At 71.4% G+C, this 24403-nt stretch carries 20 protein-coding genes; 11 read left to right on the top strand and 9 right to left on the bottom strand.

Going from position 1 to position 24403, the window contains the following annotated elements; all coding sequences use genetic code 11:
• Positions 1 to 53 precede the first annotated feature (53 nt).
• The 3 genes from E1166_RS09355 to E1166_RS09345 are packed head-to-tail and all read right to left on the bottom strand — an operon-like array spanning position 54 to position 3678.
• Positions 54 to 977 carry a carbohydrate ABC transporter permease gene (locus tag E1166_RS09355; protein WP_132261182.1) on the bottom strand — a complete coding sequence of 308 codons (924 nt, stop codon included), beginning with the start codon at positions 975 to 977 and terminating at the stop codon, positions 54 to 56.
• Positions 974 to 2002 (bottom strand): ABC transporter permease subunit, encoded by a 1029-nt coding sequence (locus E1166_RS09350; protein WP_132337578.1) that lies wholly within the window; start codon positions 2000 to 2002, stop codon positions 974 to 976. The genes E1166_RS09355 and E1166_RS09350 overlap by 4 nt, the downstream gene beginning before the upstream one ends.
• Positions 1999 to 3678 (bottom strand): extracellular solute-binding protein, encoded by a 1680-nt coding sequence (locus E1166_RS09345; protein WP_132337576.1) that lies wholly within the window; start codon positions 3676 to 3678, stop codon positions 1999 to 2001. Before E1166_RS09345 ends, E1166_RS09350 begins: the two co-directional genes overlap by 4 nt.
• 159 nt (positions 3679 to 3837) lie before the next feature.
• On the opposite strand from E1166_RS09345, the gene E1166_RS09340 reads away from it, so the two are divergent.
• From E1166_RS09340 to E1166_RS09325, 4 genes are read left to right on the top strand one after another with little or no spacing between them, the layout of a single operon-like run.
• Positions 3838 to 4059 carry a hypothetical protein gene (locus E1166_RS09340; protein ID WP_132337574.1) on the top strand — a complete coding sequence of 74 codons (222 nt, stop codon included), beginning with the start codon at positions 3838 to 3840 and terminating at the stop codon, positions 4057 to 4059.
• A gap of 53 nt (positions 4060 to 4112) precedes the next feature.
• Entirely contained in the window at positions 4113 to 4889 is a 777-nt protein-coding gene (locus E1166_RS09335) for a TIM barrel protein (protein WP_132337572.1), read from the top strand.
• Positions 4882 to 6780, top strand: coding sequence for a heparinase II/III family protein (locus E1166_RS09330; RefSeq protein WP_243710260.1), 1899 nt, complete (start codon positions 4882 to 4884; stop codon positions 6778 to 6780). Before E1166_RS09335 ends, E1166_RS09330 begins: the two co-directional genes overlap by 8 nt.
• Positions 6767 to 8737: a DUF2264 domain-containing protein gene (locus E1166_RS09325; RefSeq protein WP_132337568.1), complete on the top strand. Its 1971-nt coding sequence runs from the start codon at positions 6767 to 6769 to the stop codon at positions 8735 to 8737. Before E1166_RS09330 ends, E1166_RS09325 begins: the two co-directional genes overlap by 14 nt.
• A 120-nt stretch (positions 8738 to 8857) precedes the next feature.
• On the opposite strand, the gene E1166_RS09320 is transcribed toward E1166_RS09325, so the two are convergent.
• Together E1166_RS09320 and E1166_RS09315 are read right to left on the bottom strand one after the other, a co-directional pair.
• Entirely contained in the window at positions 8858 to 9772 is a 915-nt protein-coding gene (locus E1166_RS09320; protein WP_132337566.1) for a hypothetical protein, read from the bottom strand.
• Positions 9773 to 9989: 217 nt separating this feature from the next.
• Positions 9990 to 11087 carry a substrate-binding domain-containing protein gene (locus tag E1166_RS09315; protein ID WP_132337564.1) on the bottom strand — a complete coding sequence of 366 codons (1098 nt, stop codon included), beginning with the start codon at positions 11085 to 11087 and terminating at the stop codon, positions 9990 to 9992.
• Between the two features lie 168 nt (positions 11088 to 11255).
• On the opposite strand from E1166_RS09315, the gene E1166_RS09310 reads away from it, so the two are divergent.
• The 7 genes from E1166_RS09310 (at position 11256) to E1166_RS09280 (ending at position 19997) form a co-directional block, all read left to right on the top strand.
• Positions 11256 to 12269 (top strand): hydroxyacid dehydrogenase, encoded by a 1014-nt coding sequence (locus tag E1166_RS09310; protein ID WP_132337596.1) that lies wholly within the window; start codon positions 11256 to 11258, stop codon positions 12267 to 12269.
• A gap of 42 nt (positions 12270 to 12311) precedes the next feature.
• Positions 12312 to 13589, top strand: coding sequence for an extracellular solute-binding protein (locus tag E1166_RS09305; RefSeq protein WP_243710259.1), 1278 nt, complete (start codon positions 12312 to 12314; stop codon positions 13587 to 13589).
• 88 nt (positions 13590 to 13677) lie between these two features.
• Entirely contained in the window at positions 13678 to 14592 is a 915-nt protein-coding gene (locus E1166_RS09300; RefSeq protein WP_132337562.1) for a sugar ABC transporter permease, read from the top strand.
• Positions 14589 to 15494, top strand: a complete 906-nt coding sequence (locus tag E1166_RS09295; protein WP_132337560.1) for a carbohydrate ABC transporter permease — start codon at positions 14589 to 14591, stop codon at positions 15492 to 15494. The genes E1166_RS09300 and E1166_RS09295 overlap by 4 nt, the downstream gene beginning before the upstream one ends.
• Before the next feature lie 7 nt (positions 15495 to 15501).
• Positions 15502 to 16239 (top strand): DUF624 domain-containing protein, encoded by a 738-nt coding sequence (locus E1166_RS09290; RefSeq protein ID WP_132337558.1) that lies wholly within the window; start codon positions 15502 to 15504, stop codon positions 16237 to 16239.
• A complete protein-coding gene (locus E1166_RS09285) occupies positions 16236 to 19403 on the top strand; it encodes a glycoside hydrolase (RefSeq protein ID WP_207914122.1) in 3168 nt (1055 codons plus the stop codon). Before E1166_RS09290 ends, E1166_RS09285 begins: the two co-directional genes overlap by 4 nt.
• A gap of 204 nt (positions 19404 to 19607) precedes the next feature.
• Positions 19608 to 19997, top strand: coding sequence for a peptidase inhibitor family I36 protein (locus E1166_RS09280; RefSeq protein ID WP_132337556.1), 390 nt, complete (start codon positions 19608 to 19610; stop codon positions 19995 to 19997).
• 44 nt (positions 19998 to 20041) lie between these two features.
• Here E1166_RS09280 and E1166_RS09275 read toward each other — a convergent pair whose 3' ends face one another.
• The 4 genes from E1166_RS09275 to E1166_RS09260 all read right to left on the bottom strand — a co-directional run bounded on the left by E1166_RS09275 (position 20042) and on the right by E1166_RS09260 (position 24325).
• Positions 20042 to 21487, bottom strand: coding sequence for a glucose-6-phosphate dehydrogenase (locus E1166_RS09275; RefSeq protein WP_132337554.1), 1446 nt, complete (start codon positions 21485 to 21487; stop codon positions 20042 to 20044).
• 100 nt (positions 21488 to 21587) lie between these two features.
• Positions 21588 to 21941, bottom strand: a complete 354-nt coding sequence (locus E1166_RS30840; protein WP_165944295.1) for a hypothetical protein — start codon at positions 21939 to 21941, stop codon at positions 21588 to 21590.
• A 9-nt stretch (positions 21942 to 21950) separates the two neighbouring features.
• Positions 21951 to 23636, bottom strand: a complete 1686-nt coding sequence (locus E1166_RS09265) for a hypothetical protein (protein ID WP_132337552.1) — start codon at positions 23634 to 23636, stop codon at positions 21951 to 21953.
• Positions 23637 to 23641: 5 nt separating this feature from the next.
• Positions 23642 to 24325: a hypothetical protein gene (locus tag E1166_RS09260; RefSeq protein ID WP_132337551.1), complete on the bottom strand. Its 684-nt coding sequence runs from the start codon at positions 24323 to 24325 to the stop codon at positions 23642 to 23644.
• Between the last annotated feature and the right edge of the window lie 78 nt (positions 24326 to 24403).

Raw genomic sequence — 24403 nt, 5'->3', positions numbered from 1 at the left:
GTCCTCCTGTCGTGAGCTGGTCCTCCCGCGGACCGTGCCGGCGGGAGCGGCGATCAGCCCTTCACGGCGCCGATCAGGACTCCCTTGACGAAGTGCCGCTGGATGAAGGGGTAGACGGCGACGATCGGCGCGACGGTGAGGACGACGACCGCCATCTTGATCGATTCGGTGGGAGGCATGGTGACGCCGGTGGTGCCGCCGGAGGTGTGCGGTGCCTGCCCGGCCAGCAGGTAGCTCTGCAGTACCCGCTGGATCGGATACATGTCGTTGCGGTCCATGAACAGCAGCGCGTCGAACCAGACGTTCCAGTAGCTGACCGCGTAGAAGAGGCCGACGACGGCGATCACCGCACGGGACAGCGGCAGCACGATCCGGGCCAGGGTGCGGAAGTCGCTGGCGCCGTCGATGCGGGCGCTGTCGAGCAGTTCCTGCGGGATGCCCTGGAAGAAGCCGCGCACGACGACCAGGTTGAACACGCTGATCGCCGGCGGCAGGATCAGCGCCCAGATGGTGTCCTTGAGCCCGAGCCCGGTCACCACGAGGTACCTGGGCACCAGGGGCGGGTAGATCAGGAACGGCAGCAGGAAGTACGCGAGCAGCCAGCGGTAGCCGAGCGACCGGGGTTGGGACAGGCCGTAGGCGGCGAGCACGGTGACGGTCAGCGCCACGGCGGTGCCGATGACGGTGACCAGGGTGCTGACCCACAGTGCCCGGGTGACCGCCCCACCGGCGAAGATCGTCGCGTACGCGGAGGTGTCGATGCCCTTGGGGACGACCACGAGGCCGCCGGCCTCGGCTATGGTCTCGCGGGAGGAGAGGCTGGTCACCAGGATCACCCAGAGCGGGAAGAGCACGCTGAGCACCAGCAGGCCGAGCAGGACGGCCTTGAAGCCCTGGCCGATCGCGGTCGGGTTCTCCTCCCACACCGGCCGGCGGCCGCGGCGCGTGGGTGACTGCTGCACGACGGTGTCGGTCATGACCTTGAGTAGATCCCTCGTTCGCCGAGCATGTGCGCGACCCGGTTGGCGGCCAGGATCAGGCAGAGCCCGATGGCAGCCTTGAACAGGCCGGCCGCCGCGCCGTACCCGTAGTTCCCGGTGGCGATGGAGAAGTGGTACACGAAGGTGTCGAGCACCTCCGACGCCTGCCGGCCGACGGCGTCGCGCTGCAGGAGGAACTGCTCGAAGCCGACGGAGAGCGCGTCGCCCAGACGCAGGATGAGCAGCAGCACGATCACCGGCCGCAGGCCGGGCAGGGTGATGTGCCACAGCCGCCGCCACCGCCCGGCACCGTCGGCCGCCGCGGCCTCGTAGAGGTTCTGGTCGATGGTGGAGAGGGCGGCGAGGAACACGATGGTGCCCCAGCCGATGTCCTTCCACACCGCCTCGGCGGTGACCAGGATGATGAACGTGTCCGGGTTGGTCATGATGTTCCACGGCTGCATCCCGGCCTCGCGCATGGTCTGGGCCAGCAGACCGGCGCCACCGAGCATGGCGACGAAGAAGCTGACGACCAGCACCCAGCTGAAGAAGTGCGGCAGGTACACGACGGTCTGGATGAAGCCGCGCAGCCGGCTGGAGAGCAGGTTGTGCAGCATGATCGCCAGGACGATCGGCAGCGGAAAGAAGAAGACCAACTGGAACGCGGTGATCGCCAGGGTGTTGCGGAACGCGTCCCAGAACGCCGGGTCCTCGAAGAGCAGCTGGAACTGCCCGAACCCGATCCAGTTGCTGTTGACGAACGCCTGGAGGGGGTTGTCCCCGAGGTAGGGGTTGTAGTCCTGGAAGGCGATGACATTGCCGAGGATCGGCACGTAGCTGAAGACCAGCAGGATCACGAAGCCGGGCGCGACCATGGCCAGCAGCTGCCAGTCGCGGCGCAGCCGGGCCCGCAGCGACAGGCGGCGGCCGGTGCGGCGGCGGGGGGCCGGCACCGGCGTGGTCGACGCGTCGGGCCGGGTCCGGTCGGACCCGGCCGCGACGGTGGTGTTGCGTGTGGTCATCGGGCGGCCTTGGGCAGCGACTGGGCGAGCAGTCGCCTCGCCTCCTCACCCCCGTTGGCCTTCCACTCCGCCACGATGGCGTCGACGTCGGACAGCGGCCGGCGCCCGCGCAGGACGTCGGTGAACTTGTCCTCGACCGGCACCTGGTTGGCCTTGTACGTGGCCGGCATTTCCAGCTTCACCCCGTCCCAGGGGTCCTTCTCCAGGTACTTCACCATGTCGTTGGAGTACGTCAGGAGGTCCTGGACGTAGTTGGGGGTGTCGGGGTACGGCCCGATGGTGGGGTTGCGGCCGCTGATGAAGAAGTACTGGTTGGCGATCTCCTTGAACGCCAGGTCGGTTTTGGACGGCCCGTTCGGCGTCCGGGTGTGGTGCTTGCCCTCCACCCCGTAGTCGCGCAGCTGCGCCTCCTGGGTGCCCAGCGGCGCGGAGCACCAGTTGATGATCCGCAGCAGTTCCTCAACCCGGTCCTTGCCGAGGCCCTTCTTGACGAAGGTGTAGGAGATCGGCTCGTCGTCGCCCCAGACAAGGGGGTCGCCGCCGGTGGCGGAGAAGATCGGCACCGGCTGGATGTTGAGCTTGGCGTTGACCTTCTGGTGCTCGGCCTGGGCGCCCTGCCAGAAGCCGGTGCCGGTTTGGTGGAAGACGACCTGGCCACTCTTCGCGAACAGCTGGCCGGCGTCCGCGCCCTTGCTGGCGACGAGATCAGGGTGGACCAGACCGTCCTTGTAGATCTTGGCCATCACCTCCAGCGCCTGCCGGAACTCCGGGGTCTCGTACTTGAACTCCGGCGTCCCGTCGGACTTCAGCCGCCACCCGCCCTTGGAACCGGGTGCCTTGTGGAACATCTGGATCATGGCGAAGATGTCGCTGAACGCCCACACCTTCTTGGCCGGGTCGGTGACCTGCTTGGCCATGGTGAGCAGCTCGTCGAGGTTCTTCGGGATGGCCAGGCCCCGATCGTCGAGCATGTCCTTGCGGGCGAACAGTGCCCAGGGGAACGGCCCGTCGGTGGGGTTGGGCACGGCCATCAGCCGTTCGTTCCAGATCGCGTGGCGCCACGCCCCGGTCGGGAAGGTGGCCAGCATGGGGTACGCGTTGACGGCGTCACCCTTGAGGTGGTCGGTGAGGTCCTCGAAGATGGCCTTGGCCGCCTCGGAGAAGCGCGGGATCTTCTCCACCTCCCAGCCCGGCACGCAGAGCAGATCGGGCACGTCCCGGGCACCGAGCATGGCGTTGAGCTTGTCGGCGTAGGTGGTGCCGTCCTGGACGGTGAAGTTCACCGGCGTACCCAGTTCCGCGTTCACCGCCTGCAGGTAGGCGCTCTGGGCGACCCCGGGCGGGGCCGGCCCCCAGGCCGGGGTCATCGCGGTGACCTGCGCTCCGCTGGTGCCCGGCTTGTCGGTGATCGCGTCGACCAGCGTCCCGGGGTACTTCGTGTATCCGTCCGGGACGGGGCGGGTGCCCTTGACGTCCGGCGTGAGGTTCAACGCCAGATCCTTCCGCGCCGGCAGGAGGTCGGCGAACTTGTCCAGGTTCTGCGCGGCGCCGGAACCGGCGGGTTTCTCGCTGCACCCGGCCAGCAGCGGACCACCGGCGACCGCCGCCGCGCCCAGGCTCGCGAGGCCGAGGAAGGAACGGCGCGAGGCTCTCGCGCCGGAGTTCGGAGATGTCATCGGTTCCCCTTCGAGAAGGGCGGTGTCGAGAGGACGCACACGGCTAGAGTGAGTAGTTGGTCTGGATACCAAACAAACTAAGGGACAATCGAAGGCTCCCACAAGGGGCCGAGGACCCTGAGCCGAGGCAGATGCCGTGGCGACGAGGAGGCTCGACACATGGCCCCCGGGAGATCGACGACCACCGACCGGCCCCTCACCTCCTGGGCCGGGCTGACCTGGCGCTCCCGTGAGGTGCTGATCGGCCCCCAGCCGGACGCGGCACACCCCGTGGTGTCGGTCAAGGACCCCACGGTGGTGCGGTGGCGGGATCGTTGGGGGGTGGTGCACGGCACCACGGCCGACACGCGGTCCCTTGCTCCGTGCCGGCGGTTGACCTAGGGTCGGAAAGCGCTTACCCCACCCCGTCTGTCGAGAGGGCGAGCGTGCCACCAGTGAACCGGCCCCTGTCCCCCGGCATCTGCTCGGTGACCCTGCGACACCTGCCCGCGTCGGCGGTGCTGGACGTCACCGCCGCCGCCCGGCTGTCCTGCGTCGAGTGGGGAGCCGACGTGCACGTCCCGCCGGGTGACCGCGTGACGGCGGCCCGGGTACGCGCCGAGGGCCTCGACCGGGGCATCCGGGTCGCCTCCTACGGCTCCTACTTCCGCGCCGGCCCGCACACCGCCGAGGACTTCACCGCCGTGCTGTCCAGCGCGGTCGCGCTCGGCGCCCCGCGGATCCGGATCTGGGCCGGCACCGTCGGCTCCGCCGCGGCCACCGTCGAGCAGCGCCGGGCGGTGGTCCACGAGACCCGGGCCGCGGCACGGCAGGCCAGCGACGCCGGGATCGAGCTGGCCTTCGAGTACCACTCCGGCACGCTGACCGACACCGTCGGGTCGACGCTGGACCTGCTCGCCGACGTCGGGCATCCCGGCGTGCGCACGTACTGGCAGCCGAACGTGGGGCTCGCCGACGCCGACGCCCTCGACGACCTGCGGCAGGTGCTGCCCTGGGTCGACACGGTGCACGTGTTCTCCTGGTGGCCCCGGCAGGAACGCCGGCCGCTGGCGGCCCGCGACCGGCTCTGGCGCGACGTGTTCACCCTGCTGCGTGGAACCGGACGCCAGCACGACACCCTGCTGGAGTTCGTGGTCGACGACGACGCCGACCGCGTCGCCGACGAGGCGGCGACCCTCACCCGCCTCATCAGGGAGGACGACCGTGGCTGACCGGGGGTTGCTCGCCCAACGCTGGGCACTGCTCGGCGCCGATGCCCGGGAGGCCGCCCTTGCCCGGGGGCGCAAGGCCATCGGGCTGCCCCCGCCCGGTGACCGGCGGGCCTGGTCCCAGGTGGACGAGGTGACCGCCCACGCGATCATCGAGCGGGCCGACGGGGACCGACGCGAGCCGTGGCCGCAGCTGCGGCTGTCCGACTACGCGCGCTACTGGCGCGACGGCAACCGCACCGCCTACGAGGAGCCGGCCGGCGAGCTGCGCCGGCGTACCTCCGGGGCGGTGCTGGCCGCCGCGCTCGCCGGGCAGCCGTACCTCGACGAGGCGGCGGACGGCCTGCTGGCGCTCTGCGAGCAGACCACCTGGTGCTGGGCGGCGCACGACACCTTCGCTGCCGAGCGCGGGCAGGTGGTGCCCGACCCCGACCACCCCTACCTCGACCTCGGTGCCGCCGAGACGGTCGCCGTGCTGGCCTGGGCCGACCTGCTGCTGGCCCCGGCCCTCGACGCCCGGGTGCCCGGACTGCGCGACCGGATGCGTCGGGAGGCCCGGTTGCGGGTGGTCGAGCCGTTCCTGGGCAGCCGGGAGTGGCACTGGCTCGGCCTGGACGGGCACCTGCACAACTGGAACCCGTGGATCCACGGTCACCTCCTCGCGACCGCCCTGTTCCTGATCGACGAACCACCGGTGCGGGCTCGGGTGGTCGACCTCGTCGTCGACGGCCTCGACCGGTATCTCACCGCCCTGCCCGCCGACGGGGGCTGCGACGAGGGGTACGCCTACTGGTGGAACGGGCCGGCACGTCTCGCCGAGGCCCTCGACCTGCTCGACCGGGCCACCGGCGGGCTGCTGGACCCGTGGCACTGGGCGCCCCTGCCCGAGCTGGCCCGGTACCCGCACCGGATGGCGCTCGGCGACGGGTGGTACGTCAACGTCGGCGACGGCCCGGCCCGCCCCGACGCCGGGCAGGCGTGGCACGTGGTGCACCGGTGGGGTCGGGCCACCGGCGACCAGCAGGTCGTCGCGCACGCGGCGAGTCACCGCGTCCCGGGTACGCCGGCGGTGACGGCCGACGCCGGGCTGGGCAGGGCCGTGCTCGGGCTCGCCGACGGGTCGTGGGCCGCCCAGTCGCCGGCTGCCGCGCCGTTGCCCGCGACGTCCTGGCTGCCCGAGGTCGAGGTGCTGGTCAGCCGTGAGCACCCCGGCGCCAGTCGGGGGCTGTGCGTGGCGGTCAAGGGCGGGCACAACGACGAGAACCACAACCACAACGACGTGGGCTCCTACCTGGTGGCGCTCGACCGGGCGCCCGTGCTGGTCGACCTCGGGCAGCCGACCTACACGGCGATCTCCTTCACCGCCCGGCGGTACGAGCAGTGGGTCACCCAGAGCCAGTGGCACAACCTGCCGGTCGTCAACGGTCACGGGCAGTCCCCGGGGCCGGGGTTCCGGGCCGTGGCGATGACCGTCGACCTCGGCCCGGACGGCGACACCGCCCGGCTCGACCTCGCCGGGGCGTACGCCCCGGAGGCCGGCTGCCGGTCGTGGCAGCGGCAGGTACGCCTCGACCGGCGTACGGGGACGGTCGCCGTGACCGACACCTGGCAGGTCGACGACCCGGCCGACGTCCGACTGCACCACGTGATCGCCGGCGAGCCGCTCGCCCACCAGGCCGGGGAACTGGCCATCCGCTCCCTCGGCGGGCGCGTGCTCACCCTGGCGTGGGATCCGCACGCCGGTGCCGGCCGGCTCGAACGGCACGTCGTGGACGATCCGCTGCTGTGCGGTGTCTGGGGTGCGGCCGTCCACCGGCTGGTCCTCGTACCGCCGGCAGCGGCCGCCGGCTCGTTCACCCTGACCGCCTCGGGAGGCCAGCATGACCGTCGATGACCGGCGGCTGTCCCCGTTCACCGGATACACCCGGGCGCACTGGGCCGCCTCGGCGGACCGGATGCTGCTGGCCCTGCGGCCGTACGCCTCGGTCGACCACGCGCGCATCGACCTGCCGGGGCACGCCAGCGCGTACGGCCGGGACAGCGACTCGCTGGAGGCGTTCGCCCGGTCGTTCCTGCTGGCCGCGATCCGGCTGCGCGGCGAGTCGGGCGCGGATCCGCACGGGCTGGCCCAGTGGTACGCCGACGGGCTGCGGGCCGGCACCGATCCCTCCTCGCCGACCGCGTGGCCGCGCCCGGACCGGCTCGACCAGGCGAAGGTCGAGGCCTGCTCGATCGCGCTGGGCCTGCACCTGAGCCGGCCGTGGCTGTGGGACCGGCTGGATCCCGGTGACCGCGAGCGGGTCGTGGCCTGGCTCGGCACCGTGGTCGGGCAGGAGTACCCGCCGATCAACTGGGTGTGGTTCCAGATCGTCGTCGAGACGTTCCTGCGTTCGGTGGGTGGCCCGTGGTCGGCCGACGACGTGGAGCGCGGACTGCGGGTCCACGAGTCGCTGTACCGCGCCCACGGGTGGTACAGCGACGGACCCGAGCGGGCCTACGACCACTACGGCGGGTGGGCGCTGCACGTCTACCCGCTGCTCTGGGCGGAGCAGGCCGGCGAGTTCTGCCCGGACGACCTGCGCCGCTCCTGGCGCACCCGGCTCGCCCGGTTCCTCGACGACGCCGTGTCCCTGATCGGCGCGGACGGCTCGCCGCTGTTGCAGGGCCGCAGCCTCAGCTACCGGTTCGCCGCCGCCGCGCCGTTCTGGATGGGCGCGATCACCGGCGCCAGCGATCTGCCTCCCGGTGTGCTCCGGCGCGCGTGCAGCGGCATTCTGGCGCACTTCGCGGCCAACGGGGTGCCGGACGAGCGGGGGTTGCTGACGCTCGGCTGGCACCGCGAGTGGCCGGCGATGGCGCAGTCGTACTCCGGCCCCGGCTCGCCGTACTGGGCGGCCAAGGGGATGCTCGGTCTGGCCCTGCCGGCCGACCATCCGGTCTGGACAGAGCCGGAGGGGCCGCTGCCGGTCGAGGCCGGGGACGTGGCCGCCGCGCTGCCGGTGCCCGGTTGGCTGGTCAGCGGCACCCGCGGGGACGGTCTGGTGCGAATCGTCAACCACGGCACGGACCATTCGGTGCCGCACGACGAGCGGGCGGACTCGCCGTTGTACGCCCGGCTGGGCTACTCGACGGCGACCCTGCCGCCGCTGGTCGGGGCGACGGTCGGCGACCCGTCGGACAACTCGGTGACGGTGGTCGACGGGGCGGGTCGGCGTACCCATCGCAACGGGTTCGAGGCGCTGGGCTGCGAGCTGGTGGACGGCGTCGGCCGGGCGGTGTCCCGGGCCCGGGCGCACTGGGTCGCCACGGAGGACGATCACGGCCCGGACCACGGCTCAGGCCGTCGGGGGGCGGTCCGGCACGGGCCGACGCTGACCATGGGGTCGCTGCTGCGCGGCGCGGTGGAGGTGCGGGCGGCCCGGGTGGACTCGCCGGTCGGGCTGGACGCCGCGACCCGGCTGGAGTTCAGCGGGTGGCCGGTGGCCGGCGACGCGCCGCCCGAGGCGCGTACGCCCGCCGGCTCCCCCGGGGCCGAGGTGGCCGCCGGCCCGGTGGTGTCCTGCCTGGTGGGGCTGGTCGGGCTGGACACCGCCGAGGTACGCCGGGAGCGGCGCACCTCGCCGCTGGGCGAGCACGTGGCGGTGCCGCTGCTGCGCACCACGCAGCCGCCCCGGGTGGGCGGGGTGTACGTGGCGGCGGTGGTGCTGCGCGGGGCGGACGCGGCGCGGCACGCGCTGCCCACCGTGGCGGTACGGCCGGACGGGGCGGCGGACACGGTCACGGTCCGCTGGCCGGACGGCGTGACGTCGACCCTGTCCCTGCCGGCGCCCCCCACACGGGACCATCGTTAGGACCGCGATCACCTCAGCCGACGCGGAAGCCGACAACAGCCTGATCAGCGGGTCGGGTCAGGCGTCGCGTGCCACGGGCGGTGGCCCGGCGAGGTCGCCGGGCCACGCAACGGGTCGTGCTCAGATGGAGGCGAGGGTGTATTTCCCGTCGCAGGTCTTCGTGTCGACGTTCTTGGCGGTGAGGTGGACCTCCCGTTCGGCGGTGCCGTTGCTGCTGTCGATCAGCTGAAGGTCGTGGGAACCCGTCAGTTCCAGTTCGCAGCCGAGGTCCGGCTGCACCCCCGGCACGTACGCGGTCGCCGCGGGAGCGCTGTTCCAGTGCTCGGTACGCTGTGAATTGGGGGCGAGTGCGCCGATCGACCAGGAGTGTTCGATCGGAGTCGAGCCGAGCACGACATCACCCTGGCAGGTGATGCTGCCGACATTCTTCACCTCGTAGGCCACGTCGAAGACCGTCGCGACATCGCCCTGGAAGCGGTGCGTGTACCGGACGCGAGTGACTTCCAGCTTGCACGGATCGCTACTGGTGGACCCGGAGGGCAACAGGCCCAGCCGGTAGATTTTCCAGTCGTCAACGCCGTTCTCCACGAACTGCTTGGTCCCGCCGGGCGCGATGCCGCCGGTCGACCTGACGATCGCGCCAGGAATCATGTACACCATGACGTTCGCCGCGCAGGCGATGGAACCGGTGTTCTGGATGGTGTACCAGAAGTCTTTGTTTCCCTCCGGACGCTGCTCGTTCCAGACCCGGGTGACCTTGAAACGGCAGGCGTTCGAGGTGCTCGCACCGACCGGTGAGAGGCTGACGTGGAAGGCATGGTCCGTCACGACGTTCCGCCAGCGACCGTTCGTCGTCGCCCCGGCGGCCAGCGTACCGGTGAACCACCTGTACACCACCGTCCCGGACGAGGCCGCGGCGGCCCGCCCGGTGGCATCAGTCGCGGCGGGCGTGGCCGTCGCGGCGGAGGAATGCAGACCCACCACGGCCACGGTGGACAGTACGACGGACAGAAGCACCGGAAGTGATCGGCGCATGGTGCTCTCCTCTCGACAGGTGCCGCCCGCGCGGAGTCGCGGTGGCACCTGTCGAGAATGCAAGCGGCAGGTGCCACGCAACGGGCCACTTGGGGGTCACTTGGTGGGGACCACTGCGGCACCCGGCTGTCGTTGACGTCAGCCTGTCGCTCATCCGACCACGCCCCGACAGTCGAAAATCAAGCTCAGGCTCGCGGGCCAGGGGCGCCACCGCCGGTCAGCGGAACGGGCGGGGGGTGGAGGACTCCCGGATCACCAGCTCGGGGGTGATCAGCACGCGCTGCGAGGAGCGGCGCCTACCCTCCAGCAGCCGGCCCACCATCAGCTCGACCGCCACCCGGCCCACCTGGCTCTTCGGCGGCCGGACCGCGGTCAGGGCCGGCTCGGCCAGGTGCGCGACCTCGTCGTCGTACGAGACCAGGGCGAGGTCGTCGGGGATCGACACCTGCTGCTCGGCGCAGTACTGGGCGATGGACATCGCGTCGGGGTCGCCGTGCACGATCAGCGCCGTGGTGCGTGACTGCCGACACCGGCGCAGGATGTTGTCGATGATCTCCCGGTGCCCCGGTGCGTCCAGCGCGACCGCCTCCCGGATCACCATGTCGTCGGGCAGGCCGAGGTCGGCGCAGGCCAGCGCCCACCCGCGGGCCAGGTGGGCGGAGGTGGGGCTGCCCTTGGAGAGCACCAGTCCGATCCGGCGGTGGCCATGCTGGTGCAGGTGACGCACCGCCATCTCCAGGCCCAGCGAGTGGTCGCTGCGCACCCACTCCAACTGGCGCAGGGTGGGCGTCCATCGTGGTGTCTGCCGCTCCACCAGGATCGTCGGCACGGGCAGGTTCCCGATCCAGCCGATCATCTCGTCGACCCCGTCGCCCTCCAGGCTGGGTGCCAGCAGCAGTCCTTGGACCTGCTGCGACTCGATGAGTCGGCTGATCTGCCGGCGGTCTTCCTCCGGGTCGTAACTGGATCCGCGTAGTTGGATGTGCACGCCGAGGGAGGCGGCGGCGGTGCGGGCGCCGGTGACGATCGACGGCCAGTAGTAGTCGAGCGACGGCACGACCATGCCGATGGTGAAGCGGGTGGGCGCCGGGCGTTGCCGCCGGGGCTCCGGCCCGAGCTGGGTGGGTAGCGTCGCCCCGCCGTGCACCTTCGTCAGCAGGTTCTCCTCGGCCAGGGCGGTGATGTCGCGGCGCACGGTGAGCTCGCTGACGCCGAGGGTCTGGGCCAGTTCCTTGACCCGCACCGCTCCGTGGCGACGCAGCTCCTCCATGAGTCGCTCGCGGCGCTGGAGGTTGAACATCCGGTCTCTCGGCATGGAGCCGTCCTCCAGGCTTGTGTTCGTTTACGAACGTTTCGGATCGATCGAGACCGACTCGTAGCGACCGTGTTCGGAATAGGTTATCCATGTCACCGACACGAATTCAAAGGCTCCGCGACGGTCGAGCGTCGGCCAGCGATCCGTAACCGGGGAGACACATTGACGGTGCAGACCAAGCAGCAGGCACTCGTCGTGATGGACCGGGACTCCTTCCGCGCCCACTTCGACGAGGCACGGCTGGCACGGCTCGCCGAGCTGGTGGCCCTGGCCGACCCGATCTGGGTGGACGACCTGGACTCCCCGGCCGCCCGCGCCCGGCTGGCGGTGGTCGAGGTGCTGGTGACCTCCTGGGGGACTCCGACGCTGACCGCCGAACGGCTCGCCGCAGCCCCCGCCCTACGGGCCGTCTTTCACGCCGCCGGCAGCGTCCGGTCTCTGGTCACCAGCGAGGTCTGGCAGCGCGGCATCCGGGTCACCAACGCCGCGGACGCCAACGCCATCCCGGTCGCCGAGTACACCCTCGCCGCGATCATCTTCGCCGGCAAGAAGGCGCCGTTCATCGCCGCCGACCCGGAGGCGGCGTACCAGGGCTGGGGACACCGCGACGGGTACGGGGACCTGTCGAACTACCGCCGGACCGTCGGCGTGGTCGGCTTCTCCCGGATCGGTCGCCGGGTCGTCGACCTCCTCGGCTGTCTCGACTCCGCGCAGTGTCTGGTGGCGGACCCGCACGCCGACCCCACCGAGGTCGCCCTGGCCGGCGCGACCCTGGTGGACCTGCACGAGTTGCTGCCGCGCAGCGAGATCCTGTCGCTGCACGCCCCCGCGCTGCCCAGCACTTACCACATGATCGGGGCGGCGGAACTCGCGCTGCTGCCCGACCACGCGACGGTCATCAACACCGCCCGAGGCAGCCTGGTCGATTCCCAGGCCCTCGCGGCGGAGTGCCGATCGGGCCGACTGTTCGCGATCCTCGACGTCACCGAACCCGAGCCGCTGCCCGCGGACGCCGCGCTGCGTAACGCGCCCAACGTCATGATCACTCCGCACATCGCGGGGTCGCTCGGCTCGGAGATCCTGCGGCTGACCGACCACACCCTCGACGAGCTGTCCCGGTGGATCGCCGCCGAACCGCTCCGGGCCGAGGTCACCCCCGAGGCCCTGATCCTGCACGCCTGATCCGCTGGCGACTACCCCCGGTCGTCGCGCTTGAATCCCCCGATGAAGGAGTTCCTTGTGAAGAGAAGGTTCACCCAGGCCCTGGCGATCGCCACCGGTATCGCGCTGGCCACCACCGGCTGCGGCAGCGGCGGGAAGTCCGCCACCACCCCCGACGGCAAGACGATCCTGACGGTGGCGCTGTGGAACTACGACACCACGCCGGAGTTCAAGGCCCTGGTCGAGGCGTACGAGGCGGAGCACAAGGATGTCGACGTGCAGCCGGTCGACATCCTGGCCGACGACTACCCGCAGAAGGTCACCACCATGCTGGCCGGTGGGGACACCACCGACGTCATCACCATGAAGAACGTCATCGACTACGCCCGGTACGGCACCCGCGGGCAGTTGGCCTCCCTCAAGGACGAGGTGGGCAAGCTCGACAAGAGCAAGTACCGCGGCCTGGACGCCTTCGACCTCGACGGTGACTACTTCGCCCTGCCCTACCGCCAGGACTTCTGGGTGCTCTACTACAACAAGAAGCTGCTGGCGAACTCCGGCGCCGACCTGACCAGCCTCACCTGGCAGGAGTACGCCGACCTGGCGAAGAAGACGACCAAGGGCAGCGGCGCGGACACCGTGTACGGGACGTACCAGCACACCTGGCGGTCGCTGGTGCAGGCCATCGCGGCGGCGCAGAACGGCGGCGACCAGCTCGGCGGCGACTACACCTTCATGAAGCCGCAGTACGCCATCGCGCTCGACCTGGAGAAGTCGGGGGCGACGCTGAAGTGGGCCACCGCCAGGACCCAGAAGGTCACCTACCACACGATGTTCTCCGAGGAGAAGGCGGCGATGCTGCCCATGGGCACCTGGTACGCCGCCCGGCTGATCGACGAGAAGAAGGCTGGCAAGATCAAGGTCGACTGGGGCATGGCGCCGCTGCCGCAGGCCAGCGAGGGCGCCTCGACCACCTTCGGTTCGCCCACCGCGTTCGCGGTGAACAAGAAGGCCCGCAACGCCGAGGCGGCGCGGAAGTTCGTCACCTGGGCGTCGGGGGAGAAGGGCGCGGCGGCCATCGCGAAGATCGGGGTCTTCCCGGCGTACACCGACGCGACCATCACCGACCTGTACTTCGGCGTGGACGGGATGGCCAACGACGAGGTGGCGAAGAAGGCGTTCCAGCCGGGCGAGGTCAAGCTGGAGATGCCGGTGAGCGAGAAGTCCTCCGACGTCGACACCATCCTCAACGAGGAGCACGAGCTCATCATGACCGGTGAGAAGTCCGTGGACGCCGGCATCGCCGAGATGGGCAAGCGGGTCAAGTCCGAGGTCGACTGACCGCCGGGTGCCCCGGGGGCCGATCGCCCCCGGGGCACCGTCCACCTCAGGGAAGGAGGAACGTCCGGGCCCCGGACGAGCACCCACCATGGTCTCCACCACCGCATCCGCGTCCACCCCCCGGACGCGCAGCAGGCTCCGCCGGCGCAACACGCTGGCCGGCTGGAGTTTCATCCTGCCGAACTTCATCGGCTTCGCGGCCCTCACGCTGGTGCCCGTCGTCGCCTCGCTGGCCCTCGCCTTCATGAAGTGGAACTCCTACAGCACGCCCGAGTGGGTGGGCCTGGACAACTTCCGCCGCCTGGTGGACAGCGAGAACTTCTGGACCGCGCTGTACAACACCACCTACTACGCCGTCGGCCACGTGCCGCTCACCCTCGTCGCCGCCCTGGGCTTCGCCGTCCTGCTCAACCGCAAGCTGCGCGGGGTGCGGTTCTTCCGTACCGCGCTGTTCTTCCCGTACATCACCTCGCTGGTCGCCGTGGCGGTGGTCTGGAACATGCTGTTCAGCCCCGACGCCGGCCCGGTGAACCAGTTCCTGCGCGCGGTCGGCGTCGACAGCCCGCCCGGCTGGACGACCTCGACGACCTGGGCCATGCCCGCGCTGATCATCACCAGCGTCTGGCGGGACATGGGCTACTACATGGTGCTCTACCTGGCCGGGTTGCAGACCATCCCCGGTGAGCTGTACGAGGCCGCCAAGATGGACGGCGCCTCCCCTTGGCAGCGGTTCTGGCACATCACGCTGCCCTCGCTGCGCCCCACCACCTTCTTCGTCCTGATCATGCTGACCATCTCCAGCTTCAAGGTCTTCGACCTGGTCCAGGTGATGACCGAGGGTGGTCCGGGCCGCTCCACCCTCGTCCTCTCGCAGCTGATCTTCCGGGAGGGCATCGAGCAGGGCCGCTTCGGATACTCCTCCGCCATCGCGATGGTCCTGTTCGTGATCGTCCTGCTCATCACGGTGGTCCAGTTCCGACTTCAGCAGAGGAAAGAACGATGACCGCGACCGCCACCACACCGGAGCACCGGGACGGCTCCCCCACCGGCGCCGCCCACGTCCGGCCCCGGACGCCGCGCCGGCGGCCCACCGCCGTGGCCGGCCGGATCGCCCTGCACGTCCTGCTCACCGTCCTCGGGCTCGCCGTCATGGTTCCGTTCCTGTGGATGGTGACCTCCTCACTGAAGCTCGACTCCCAGGTCTTCACCATCCCGATCCAGTGGATTCCCGAGGAGTTCCACTGGGACAACTACACCCGCATCTGGGAACGCATCCCGCTGGTCACCTACCTGAAGAACTCGCTGTTCCTCAGCGTCGTCATCACGGCGTTGCAGGTGCTCACCGGCAGCTTCGCGGCGTACGGGTTCGCCAAGGTCCGCTTCCCCGGGCGGGACGCCCTCTTCGTGGCGTACATCGCCACCATCGCCGTGCCGTGGCAGGCGTACATGGTGCCGCAGTACATCATCATGGAGCGTGCGGGCCTGGTGAACACGCACCTGTCGCTGATCCTCCTGCAGGCGTTCGGCGCGTTCGGGGTGTTCCTGATGCGGCAGTACTACCTCACCATCCCCGACGAGTTGTGCGAGGCCGCCCGGGTGGACGGCCTGAGCGAGTACGGCATCTGGGCCCGGATCGTGCTGCCGCTGTCCAAGCCGGCGCTGGCCAGCCTCGCCCTGTTGACCTTCGTCAACACCTGGAACGACTACATGGGTCCGTTCATCTACCTGACCAGCAACGACCTGTGGACGGTGCAGATCGGTCTGCGCTCGTTCGTGGGCGTCTACGACGCCGAGTACGCCATGATCATGACCGGTTCGGTGCTGTCGGTGCTGCCGATCCTGACCGTCTTCCTCATCGGGCAGCGCTACTTCGTCCAGGGCATCGCCACCAGCGGGCTGAAGTGACCACCGCATGACCGCTCCCACCCCGCACCGGACACTCTCGGCCCGGGTCAACGTCAGCGCGGACACCTGGACGACCGTCTGGTCGTTCGTCCACCGGGTGCTCGTGGTCAACCTGGGCCTGGCCGTCACCAACCTGCCGCTGCTCGTGGCGCTGGCCGTGGTCGCGCAGCCCTGGCGCTACCCGGTCTTCTTCGGGCTGCTGTCGATCAGCGTCGGCCCGTCGCTGGCCGCCGCGTTCGGCTACCTCGGCCGGGCGGAGACCCCGGCCGACCAACCCCCCGTCGGCGTCTTCGTCCGCGCCTACCGGCGGTCCTTCGTCCCCGCGATCGGCCGGTGGACGGCCACGGTGGCGCTGCTCGCCGTGCTCACCACCGACATCGTCGTCCTGCACGACTCCCGGCACGGCGCGCTGCTCGTCCCGCTGCTGGCTGTCACGGCGGTCCTCGTGCTCGCCGCGAGCCTGCTGACGCTGGCACTGGCCGTGCTGGCTCCGCACCTGGGTTTCGGGCCGGCCGTCCGGATCGCCGCGTACACCGCGGTGCGGCGGGCCCCACTGAGCCTGTTCAGCCTGGTCCTGCTGCTGGTGGCCGCGCTGTCGGTCAACCAGGCGCCGCTGCTGGGGCTGGCCACCGTACCGGGCTGCGCGTTGGTCGCGGTGTGGGCCAACAGCCGGGCCGCGCTGGCCCACCTCCTCCCCGACGACGAGCCGGAAGGCCATCACCCACCCCGCGAGGAGAGACCATGACCGGACCCTCCACCCCGAGCCGGCTGGCGTCCGTGCTCACCGCGACCGCCATGGCCGTGGCCGCCGCCGCGGTCGGGTCTCCACCCGCCGTGGCCACCACCGGCACCGCCGCCGAGATCGTCCCCACCGTCGTGGTGACCCCGGATCCGTCCTACCGGCAGCCGGCCTGGGAGGGCTGGGGCACCAGCCTGGTGTGGTTCGCCAACGCCACCGGTGGTTACCCCGACGAGATCCGCAACCACCTGGTCGACCTGCTCTTCGGTGCGGACGGGCTGCGGCTGAACATGGCCCGGTACAACATCGGCGGCGGCAACGCCCCCGACGTACGCACCGACTACATGAAGGTCGGCGCCACGATGCCCGGTTTCTGGACGGCCCCGCCCGGCACCACCCGCACCGATGTCGACTGGTGGAATCCGGACGATCCCGAGCACTGGAACTGGGACGCCGACGCCAACCAGCGCTGGTGGGTCGACCAGATCAAGGACCGGGTCGACACGTGGGAGGCGTTCAGCAACTCCCCGCCGTACTTCCAGACCGTCAGCGGCTACGTCTCCGGCGGTTTCAACTCCAGCGCCGACCAGATCCGCGCCGACCGTGTCGACGACTTCGCCACCTACCTGGTCCGGGTGACCGAGCACCTGGAGGCCGCGCACGGCATCGAGTTCCACACCATCGAACCGCTCAACGAGCCGAACACCTCCTACTGGGGTACCCAGCTCGGCCCGGACGGGCAGCCCACCGGTGGCCGGCAGGAGGGTGCCCACGCCTCCCCGGCCCTGCAACAGCAGGTGATCCTGGCGTTGGCCCGTCGGCTCGAGAACGCGCAGACCCGGGCGCGGCTCGCCGCCATGGACGAGACCAACCCCGGCACCTTCGTGACCAACTGGAACGACTACCGCGCCGACACCCGCGCCGTCATCGACCAGCTCAACGTCCACACCTACGGCACCGGCCAGCGCACCTCCGCCCGGGACGTCGCCAAGGGCGCCGACAAGCCCCTGTGGATGAGCGAGGTCGACGGCCACTGGGGCACCGGGCAGAGCTTCACCAGCATGGACCCCGGCCTCGGCATCGCCGAACGGATCGTCGGCGACCTCCGCGAGCTCGAACCCTCGGCGTGGATGCTGTGGCAGCCCATCGAGGACTACAACCCGCAGCACGCGGGGAACAAGAACTGGGGCGCGATCCAGATCCCGTTCGACTGCACCGCCCAGGACACGCTGCAGACCTGTCCCGCCCGGATCAACACCAAGTTCCACACCCTGCGCAACTTCACCCACCACATCCGCCCCGGCGACCACGTGATCGAGGTGAACGACACCGCCAGCGTCGCCGCCGTGTCGGCCAACGGCAGGGCCGCGACCGTGGTGCACGTCAACAGCGCCGACACCGGTCGGCGGATCAGCCTTGATTTGTCCCGGTTCGGACATGTCACGCCGGAGGCGACCGTCACGCCGATCGTCACCGACGCCTCCGGCGCGCTGGTCCGCCAGCGGCCCATCCCGGTCGACAAGAAGTCCGCCGCCTTCACCGTGCCGGCGAAGTCCGTGACGACCTTCGTCGTCGACGGGGTACAGGGCGTCGCCGACGACGCCGCGCTCGTGCGGGCCGGCCACGTGTACCGGCTGCAGGGTGTACCGAGCGGTCGGTCGCTGACGCCCGCCGGCTCGTCCGTGGTGATCCGCACCAGCGACGCGCTCGCCGCCGACCAGCTCTGGCGGATCACCCCCGTCACCGCCACCGGCGGGAACCGGTCCCGCTACCTGCTCTCCACCGGGGATCGAAGCCTGGTGCTGCGCGACGGATCCCTCACCCTGGAGCGGTCCTCGACCGCCCTCGCCGCCGACCCGGTCGCGCAGTGGATCCTCTCCACCACCGGCGATGGCACGTACACCCTGGTCAACGCGGCCACCGGCCGGCTGATCGACGTGAGCGACCACGCCACCGCCGACGGCTCCCGGGTCGGCACCTGGACACCGACCTCGCAGAACAACCAGCGCTGGACGATCGTCGACGAAACCGTGCTGTCCACCGTCGACACCGCCGTCTTCACCACCCCCGGCACGCCGCCGGTGCTGCCCGCCACCGTCACACCGGTCCACCCCGACGGCGCCCGCGGCCTCCTGCCGGTGGTGTGGCGGACCATCCCCCACCACAGGTGGTCCAAGCCCGGCACCGTCACCGTCCTGGGCACCGCCACCGATCCGCTCGGCCGCAGGATCGCCGCCCGGGCCGTGGTCACCGTCGACACCGTCGTCGCCACCGAACCGGCCCGGGCCAAGGCGTACCCCGGTGGTCGCCCGAACCTGCCCACGACCGTGACCGGGGTGGGTGCCAGCGGCGCCCGGGTCCTTCTGCCGGTTACCTGGTCCGCTCCCCCGGCCTACGAACGCACCGGCGTCTTCGAGCTTTCCGGGACCGCCACCGTGCCGGGCGGAAGCACCCAGCCGGCGACCGCCCGGGTGCAGGTCACCACGCCGGTACTGGTCAACGCCGCGACCGATTCCGGTGTACAGGCCAGCGCGACCTACACCGAGAGCGGCTACTCCGCCGACCGCCTGCGCAACGGGGTCAGTGCGGAGAAGGGCTGGTCGAACTGGCGCTCGGGCACCAAGAACAGCAGCGACACGCTGACCTTCCAGCTGCCGTCCCGCCGGGACGCCGCCAGCGTCACGGTCCACTTCCACCGCGACGGCAACAGCGACACGTACGCCCAGTCGCTGCGCGCCGAGGTCCGCGACGCGACCGGCGCCTGGGTACGGGCCAGTGCCGAGATCAGCGTGCCGGGCGGCGCGCCCGCGCCGGCTCTCACCGTGCCGCTGTCCGCCGTCACGACGACCGACGGGGTACGGGTGGTCCTCACCGCCCGCCCGGGACTCTGGATGACCGTCGGCGAGGTGCAGATCCTCACCGCGGCACCCGGGCGGTCCTCGGACGCGGCCCTGTCGGCGCTGCATGTCAACGGCAAGGCCCTACCGGGCTTCACGCCGGACGTCCTCGAATACACCCTCCCCGCCAGCGGACAACTGACGGCGACCCCGCGCGACCCGTACGCGGGGGTGTCCACCGCCCTGGTGCGTGCCGAACGCACCGCCACGGTCACGGTGACCAGCGAAGACGGAACCCAGACCCGTACCTATCGGGTGCGGTTCCGGCGCTGACGGCCGCCGGGGCGGGGCCGGAAGAACCGGCCCCGCCCCGGCGGCGCTGCGCGCACCGGGGGGCACCACGCCCGTGCCCGGTGACCGCATCCCAGGAGATGCCCGCCGACGCCCTGCTCAATAGGGTGGTGTCGATGCCGTAGCGGCCGGTTCGTGTCGTGCCCGCACGACGCCCCGGCGACAGGTGGGAAGGATGTGATCGAGATGATCGTCCGGAGGTCACTGGCGGTGGGCGCGCTGTCGGCCGCGGCGCTCGTCGCCGCCGCGGGCGGAAGCGGTGCCGCCGCCGCCTCGTCGGCGGTCCGGGCCGCTGACAGCTCGTGCGGTTTCGTCCGCACGCTGTGTGTCTGGGACCAGGAGGCGTACCAGGGAAACCGGTTCACCGCGCAGGCCGTCAACCCGACGACCGGCACCTGCGTGGACCTCGCCGCGCACGGCTGGGGCAACGGTCGGGTGAAGTCCGCGCGCAACACCGCCAACCAGCCCGCCAGGTTGTACGCCAACCAGAACTGCACGGGCGCCTCGTACACGATCATGCCGTCGGGATCGTACAGCTCGATCACCTTCGTGTCGCAGAGCGTGTACGTGTACTGACGGGTATCGGCGGGGTGGGCGCGTTCCTCGGCCGTCCACCCCCGTCACGGCCACTCGCCGCCCGCCGGCACCAGCAGCGAGTCATCCGGTCCGCCGCTGCCGGCCGGATACTCCTGCAACGGCACCGCTTCCGTCCGCCACGCCGCCAGCACCGGCTCCACGATGCGCCAACAGTCCTCGGCGGTGTCACCCCGCACGGACAACGTCGGGTCGCCCTCGAAGGCGCCGCGTAGCACCTCACCGTACGGCGGCAGTTCGCCCGGGCCGAAGTCGGCCACCAGATGCACCTGGTCCAGCTCCATCGGGTTGCCCGGGCCGTTGATGTTCACGTCGAGACCCACCTGGTCCGGGCCGAATCCGATCCGCAGCCGGTCCGGCTGGTCGTACCCGGTGAGCCCGGTGGGCACCCGGGGCGGTTGCTTGAAGGTGATGACCGCCTCCTTGCGCCGGTCGGACAGCGCCTTGCCGGAACGGAGCCGAAACGGCACACCCGCCCAGCGCCAGGTGTCCACCGCCAGCACCACCTCGGCGAGCGTCTCGGTCCGGCGGGCCGGGTCGACGCCCGACTCGTCGACGTACGCGGGCAGTCGCCGCCCCGCGACCTCCCCGGCGGTGTACCGGGCCCGCCGGCTCCACCTCACCGGGTCGTCGTCCCAGACCCGGGTGGCCCGCAGCACCTGCGCCTTGCGTCCGCGCAGGTCCCCGGCGGCGAGGGTGGGCGGCGGGTCCATCGCGATCAGCGCCAGGACCTGCAACAGGTGGCTCTGCACCATGTCGACGAGCGCACCCGCGCCGTCGTAGTAGCCGGCCCGGCCCTCGATGCCCAGGGTCTCGTCGAAGACGATGTCCACGCACGCCACGTGAGCTGAGGTGAGCACCGGCTCGAAGATCCGGTTGGCGAACCGCAGCCCGAGGATGTTCACCACCGTGGACTTGCCGAGAAAGTGGTCGATGCGGTGCACCTGGTCCTCCGGCACGAGCCGGGCCAGGATGTCGTTGAGCGACCGCGCCGAGACGGCGTCCGTACCGAACGGCTTCTCCAGCATCAGTCGGGTGCCCGGCGGCAGCCCGATGCGGCACAGCGCGGCGGCGGTCCGGGCGGTGACCGTCGGGGGCAGGGCGAAGAAGATCACCAGCTGGCCGTGGCAGGCCGCCAGCAGCCGGCGCAGATCCTCCTCCCGGGTGACGTCGGCGGACAGGTAACGGGTGGCCCGGATCAGCTCGGTCTCCCGGGGCCCGTCCGCGCCCGCCGCCGCGAAGGAGTCGGCCACCCGGCGACGCCACCGCGCGTCGTCCCACTCCTCCTGGCCACTGCCGATCAGCGTGAGCCCGGGTTGGGTACCCTCGGACACCAGCCGCCCCAGCCCGGGTAGCAGCAGTCGGGCCGCCAGGTCACCGGTGGCCCCCAGCAACAGCAGCGTCTGGCGCGGTGGTCGCCGCCCCGGACCTTCGGCGCGGGAAACCGCGGCACTCGCGGTCGATGTCGTCATGCACCTACCATGCCCTGCCGACCGGGCACATACCCGCAGGTTGCCCAATGGCGCCCGGCGGCTCGCCACGTGCCTGGTCAGCGTCACGGTCGCCGGTGGTTCAGGCGGACTGCACCGCCCTGATCACCTCGGTCACCGCCGCCGCGACCGGCGCGACCGGCGCCGCCAGCTCGGCCAGCCGGTGCAGCAGCTCCGCCACCCGCGCCGGCCGCGGCTCCGGCCGGGACAGCTCCGCGCGGACCTGCGCCGCGACCGTCACCGCCGGCTCCGGCAGCGCACCGCGGTGCCGGTCGACCACCTCCGTCAGCTGCCGCAGCAGTCCGGCGACGTCCACGGCCGGCGGCGCGGTGGCGTGCAGGCTCCCCCCGGTGGCGAACGCCTCCGGGCCGACCGCCTGGTTGCCGACCTGGCTGGTCCCGCCGTACTGCTGAATCCCATAGTTGATCTCGGCCATTCCGCTCCCTCACCCCGTTGGCGCCTGGCCGGCGCGAGGCGTGGGCACCGCCTCGCTCCGCTGCTCCGCGCGGGCTCCCGAGCCCACCGCCTGGTTACCCACCACGCTGAGCCCGCCGGTCTGGATGACACCCTGGTTGAGGATCATCGTCTGCCGGTTGCGGAACTCGGCGGTCTCCACCCCCCGGTCGTCGAGGAAGTCGACGATGGCGGCCAGCACGTGCCGCTCCACCACCTTGAGGTGCTTGGCGGCGTCCAACACCTGGAAGTAGTTGTGGTACCCGGTTCCGGCCGCCAGCTCCCGCACCCCGACCCGGGCGCCGTAGTCGTGGCCCAGATCCTCCCGGGCCAGCCGCCGGGCCCGCTCCCGCCGTGGGTGGAGGCGGACGGCGCGGATCAGATCCTGCAACAACCGCAGCGGCGCCCCGAGCGCCGTACGCAGTAGTGTCTCGCCGGCGGTGACGAGCAGCTGGGCGAACTGGTTCGCCGGCAGCCACTCGGTCAGCCGGTCCACGTCGTGGTGGTCCCACCGGGGCGGCTCCAGCAGGGTACGGGCGCACTCCAGATAGAGCACCCGACCGTCGGTGGAGAAGTGCAGGAAGGTGCTGGCGACCACCTCGCCGCCCCAGGACGGGACCAGGGCGCACAGGTAGTGCCGGGCCACCCCCCGGGGGTGGGTGGCGACCTCCCGGACCTCCTCGTCGGTCCAGCGCTGCCGGGGCATTCGTTCCCGGTCGGGCAGCAACCGCGGATCGTCGGTGAGCAGCCGCCCCCCGACGAAAATCCGGTCCTCCAGCCGCAGGTCCGGCAGCCGGTCGGTGTCCGAGGCGTCCAGCCGGACCGCCCCGAGCCGCGACCGGACGTGATCGATCAGGTCGTCCACCGCGAACGACACCGGCGGGTCCGCCGGGTCGGGTGGTACGCCGGGCAGCAGCGACCCATGGCCGGCCGGAACGATCGGCAGGGCGAACGACCAGCCGGCGACCGGGGTGCCGTGTCCGACGAACGGCACGTACCCGCCGTAGACCGTGACGTTGCCCCGCTGGGCCTCGTCGACGGCGGCCAGGCGGTCGGCGTACCGGCCGTCCCGCGCGGCGTCGGCGACCGGCGGACGGAACCGGCCACGCCGCAACTGGGTCACCAGCAGCCGCCGGGTGCCCAGCAGATGGGCCACCAGCACCAGGTACGCGACCACACCGAAGGGCAGGGCCAGCACCGGCCGGCCGACGATCCAGCCGGGCAGGCCGGATCCTCCCTCGGACCCGCCGACGCCCGGGAGCTGGACGAGCAGCACCAGGGCGACCAACGCCACCGAGAACAGCGCCGCCACCGGCCCCACCAGGCCGTGTCGGCTCGGCCGGAACGGGGCCAGTTTCGTGCCGACCACCATCACCGTACCGGCCAGCAGCGTCCACAGCGGCGCGAGCAGCACCGCGAGACCGCCGGCGACCACCAGGCGCAGGTCCCGCCGACGTCGCCGCTGACGGGCGTGCAGGCAGTGCCGCAGCACCGACGTCAGGTCGAAGCCCACCGACGGCGCCACCGCACGCAGGTCGTCGTCGAGCGCCTCGGCCAGCGCCCGTTCGGCGAAGGACTCGTCGGTGTGCGCGGCGGCGCACAGGTAGCGGGTGGCCTCGCTGGCCTCCGGTCCTGGTCGCGGGGCGTCCCGCTCGGACCCCACGCTCTGGCGCAGCATGCCGTTCACCTCCGGTCGATCGCCGAAACATCGGTGCCGACCGGGTCAGGCCAGCGGGCCTGGACCCAGGCCAGCAGGCCCCCCAGCACGAATCCGGCGTGCAGCCCGCCGGCCAGCATGTCGCGCACCACCCGCGACGGATCGTCGCGGTAGCCGTACACGTGGAGGTTGTCGACCATGACGAGCAGGGCGGTGACGCCGACCGCCGCGACCGCCGCACCCACCAGGGGCGCGGCGAACACGGCGAGCACCCGGTACGCCCGCCGGGGTGGGGCGCCGGTGGCCAGCCGGCGCAGCAGCCAGACCGTGACCAGGACGAACAGCAGCGTCCGCAGGTTCTGCGCCAGCGCGTAGCCCAGCATGCGGGGCTCGGCGATCCGCGGATCCCAGTGCGGCCAACGCAGCGCGAACACGGTCATCTCGCCGAGCCCGGTGACCAGCCCGGCCAGGCCCTCGCTGTCGGGCAGGTCGCTCACCCACTCGAAGAGCACCGGGTACGCCCACGGGTTGCCGAGGACCAGGACCACGGCCACCAGCACACGCGCGGTGAGCGGCAACGTGCGACCGATCGGCGGGGGCGGCGGCGGCACCATGCGTGGCGGCAGCGGATCCAGTGGCGACGCGGTCAGCGGGCCGCGCGCCGCCGGCGGCTCGCCGCCGCCCGGACGGGGCGTGGTCCACGAGGTCATGAACCCATCATCGACGCACCGGGCAACGCCGTGATCGCTACTGTCCGACATGCGCCAGTTACCCACCCGGCGGGCCGG

It is taken from the genome of Micromonospora sp. KC213, assembly GCF_004348325.1.
Taxonomy (GTDB): Bacteria; Actinomycetota; Actinomycetes; order Mycobacteriales; family Micromonosporaceae; genus Micromonospora.
The sequence above is the reverse complement of the archived record's forward strand: the minus strand, read 5'-3'. Positions and strand labels throughout refer to the sequence as shown.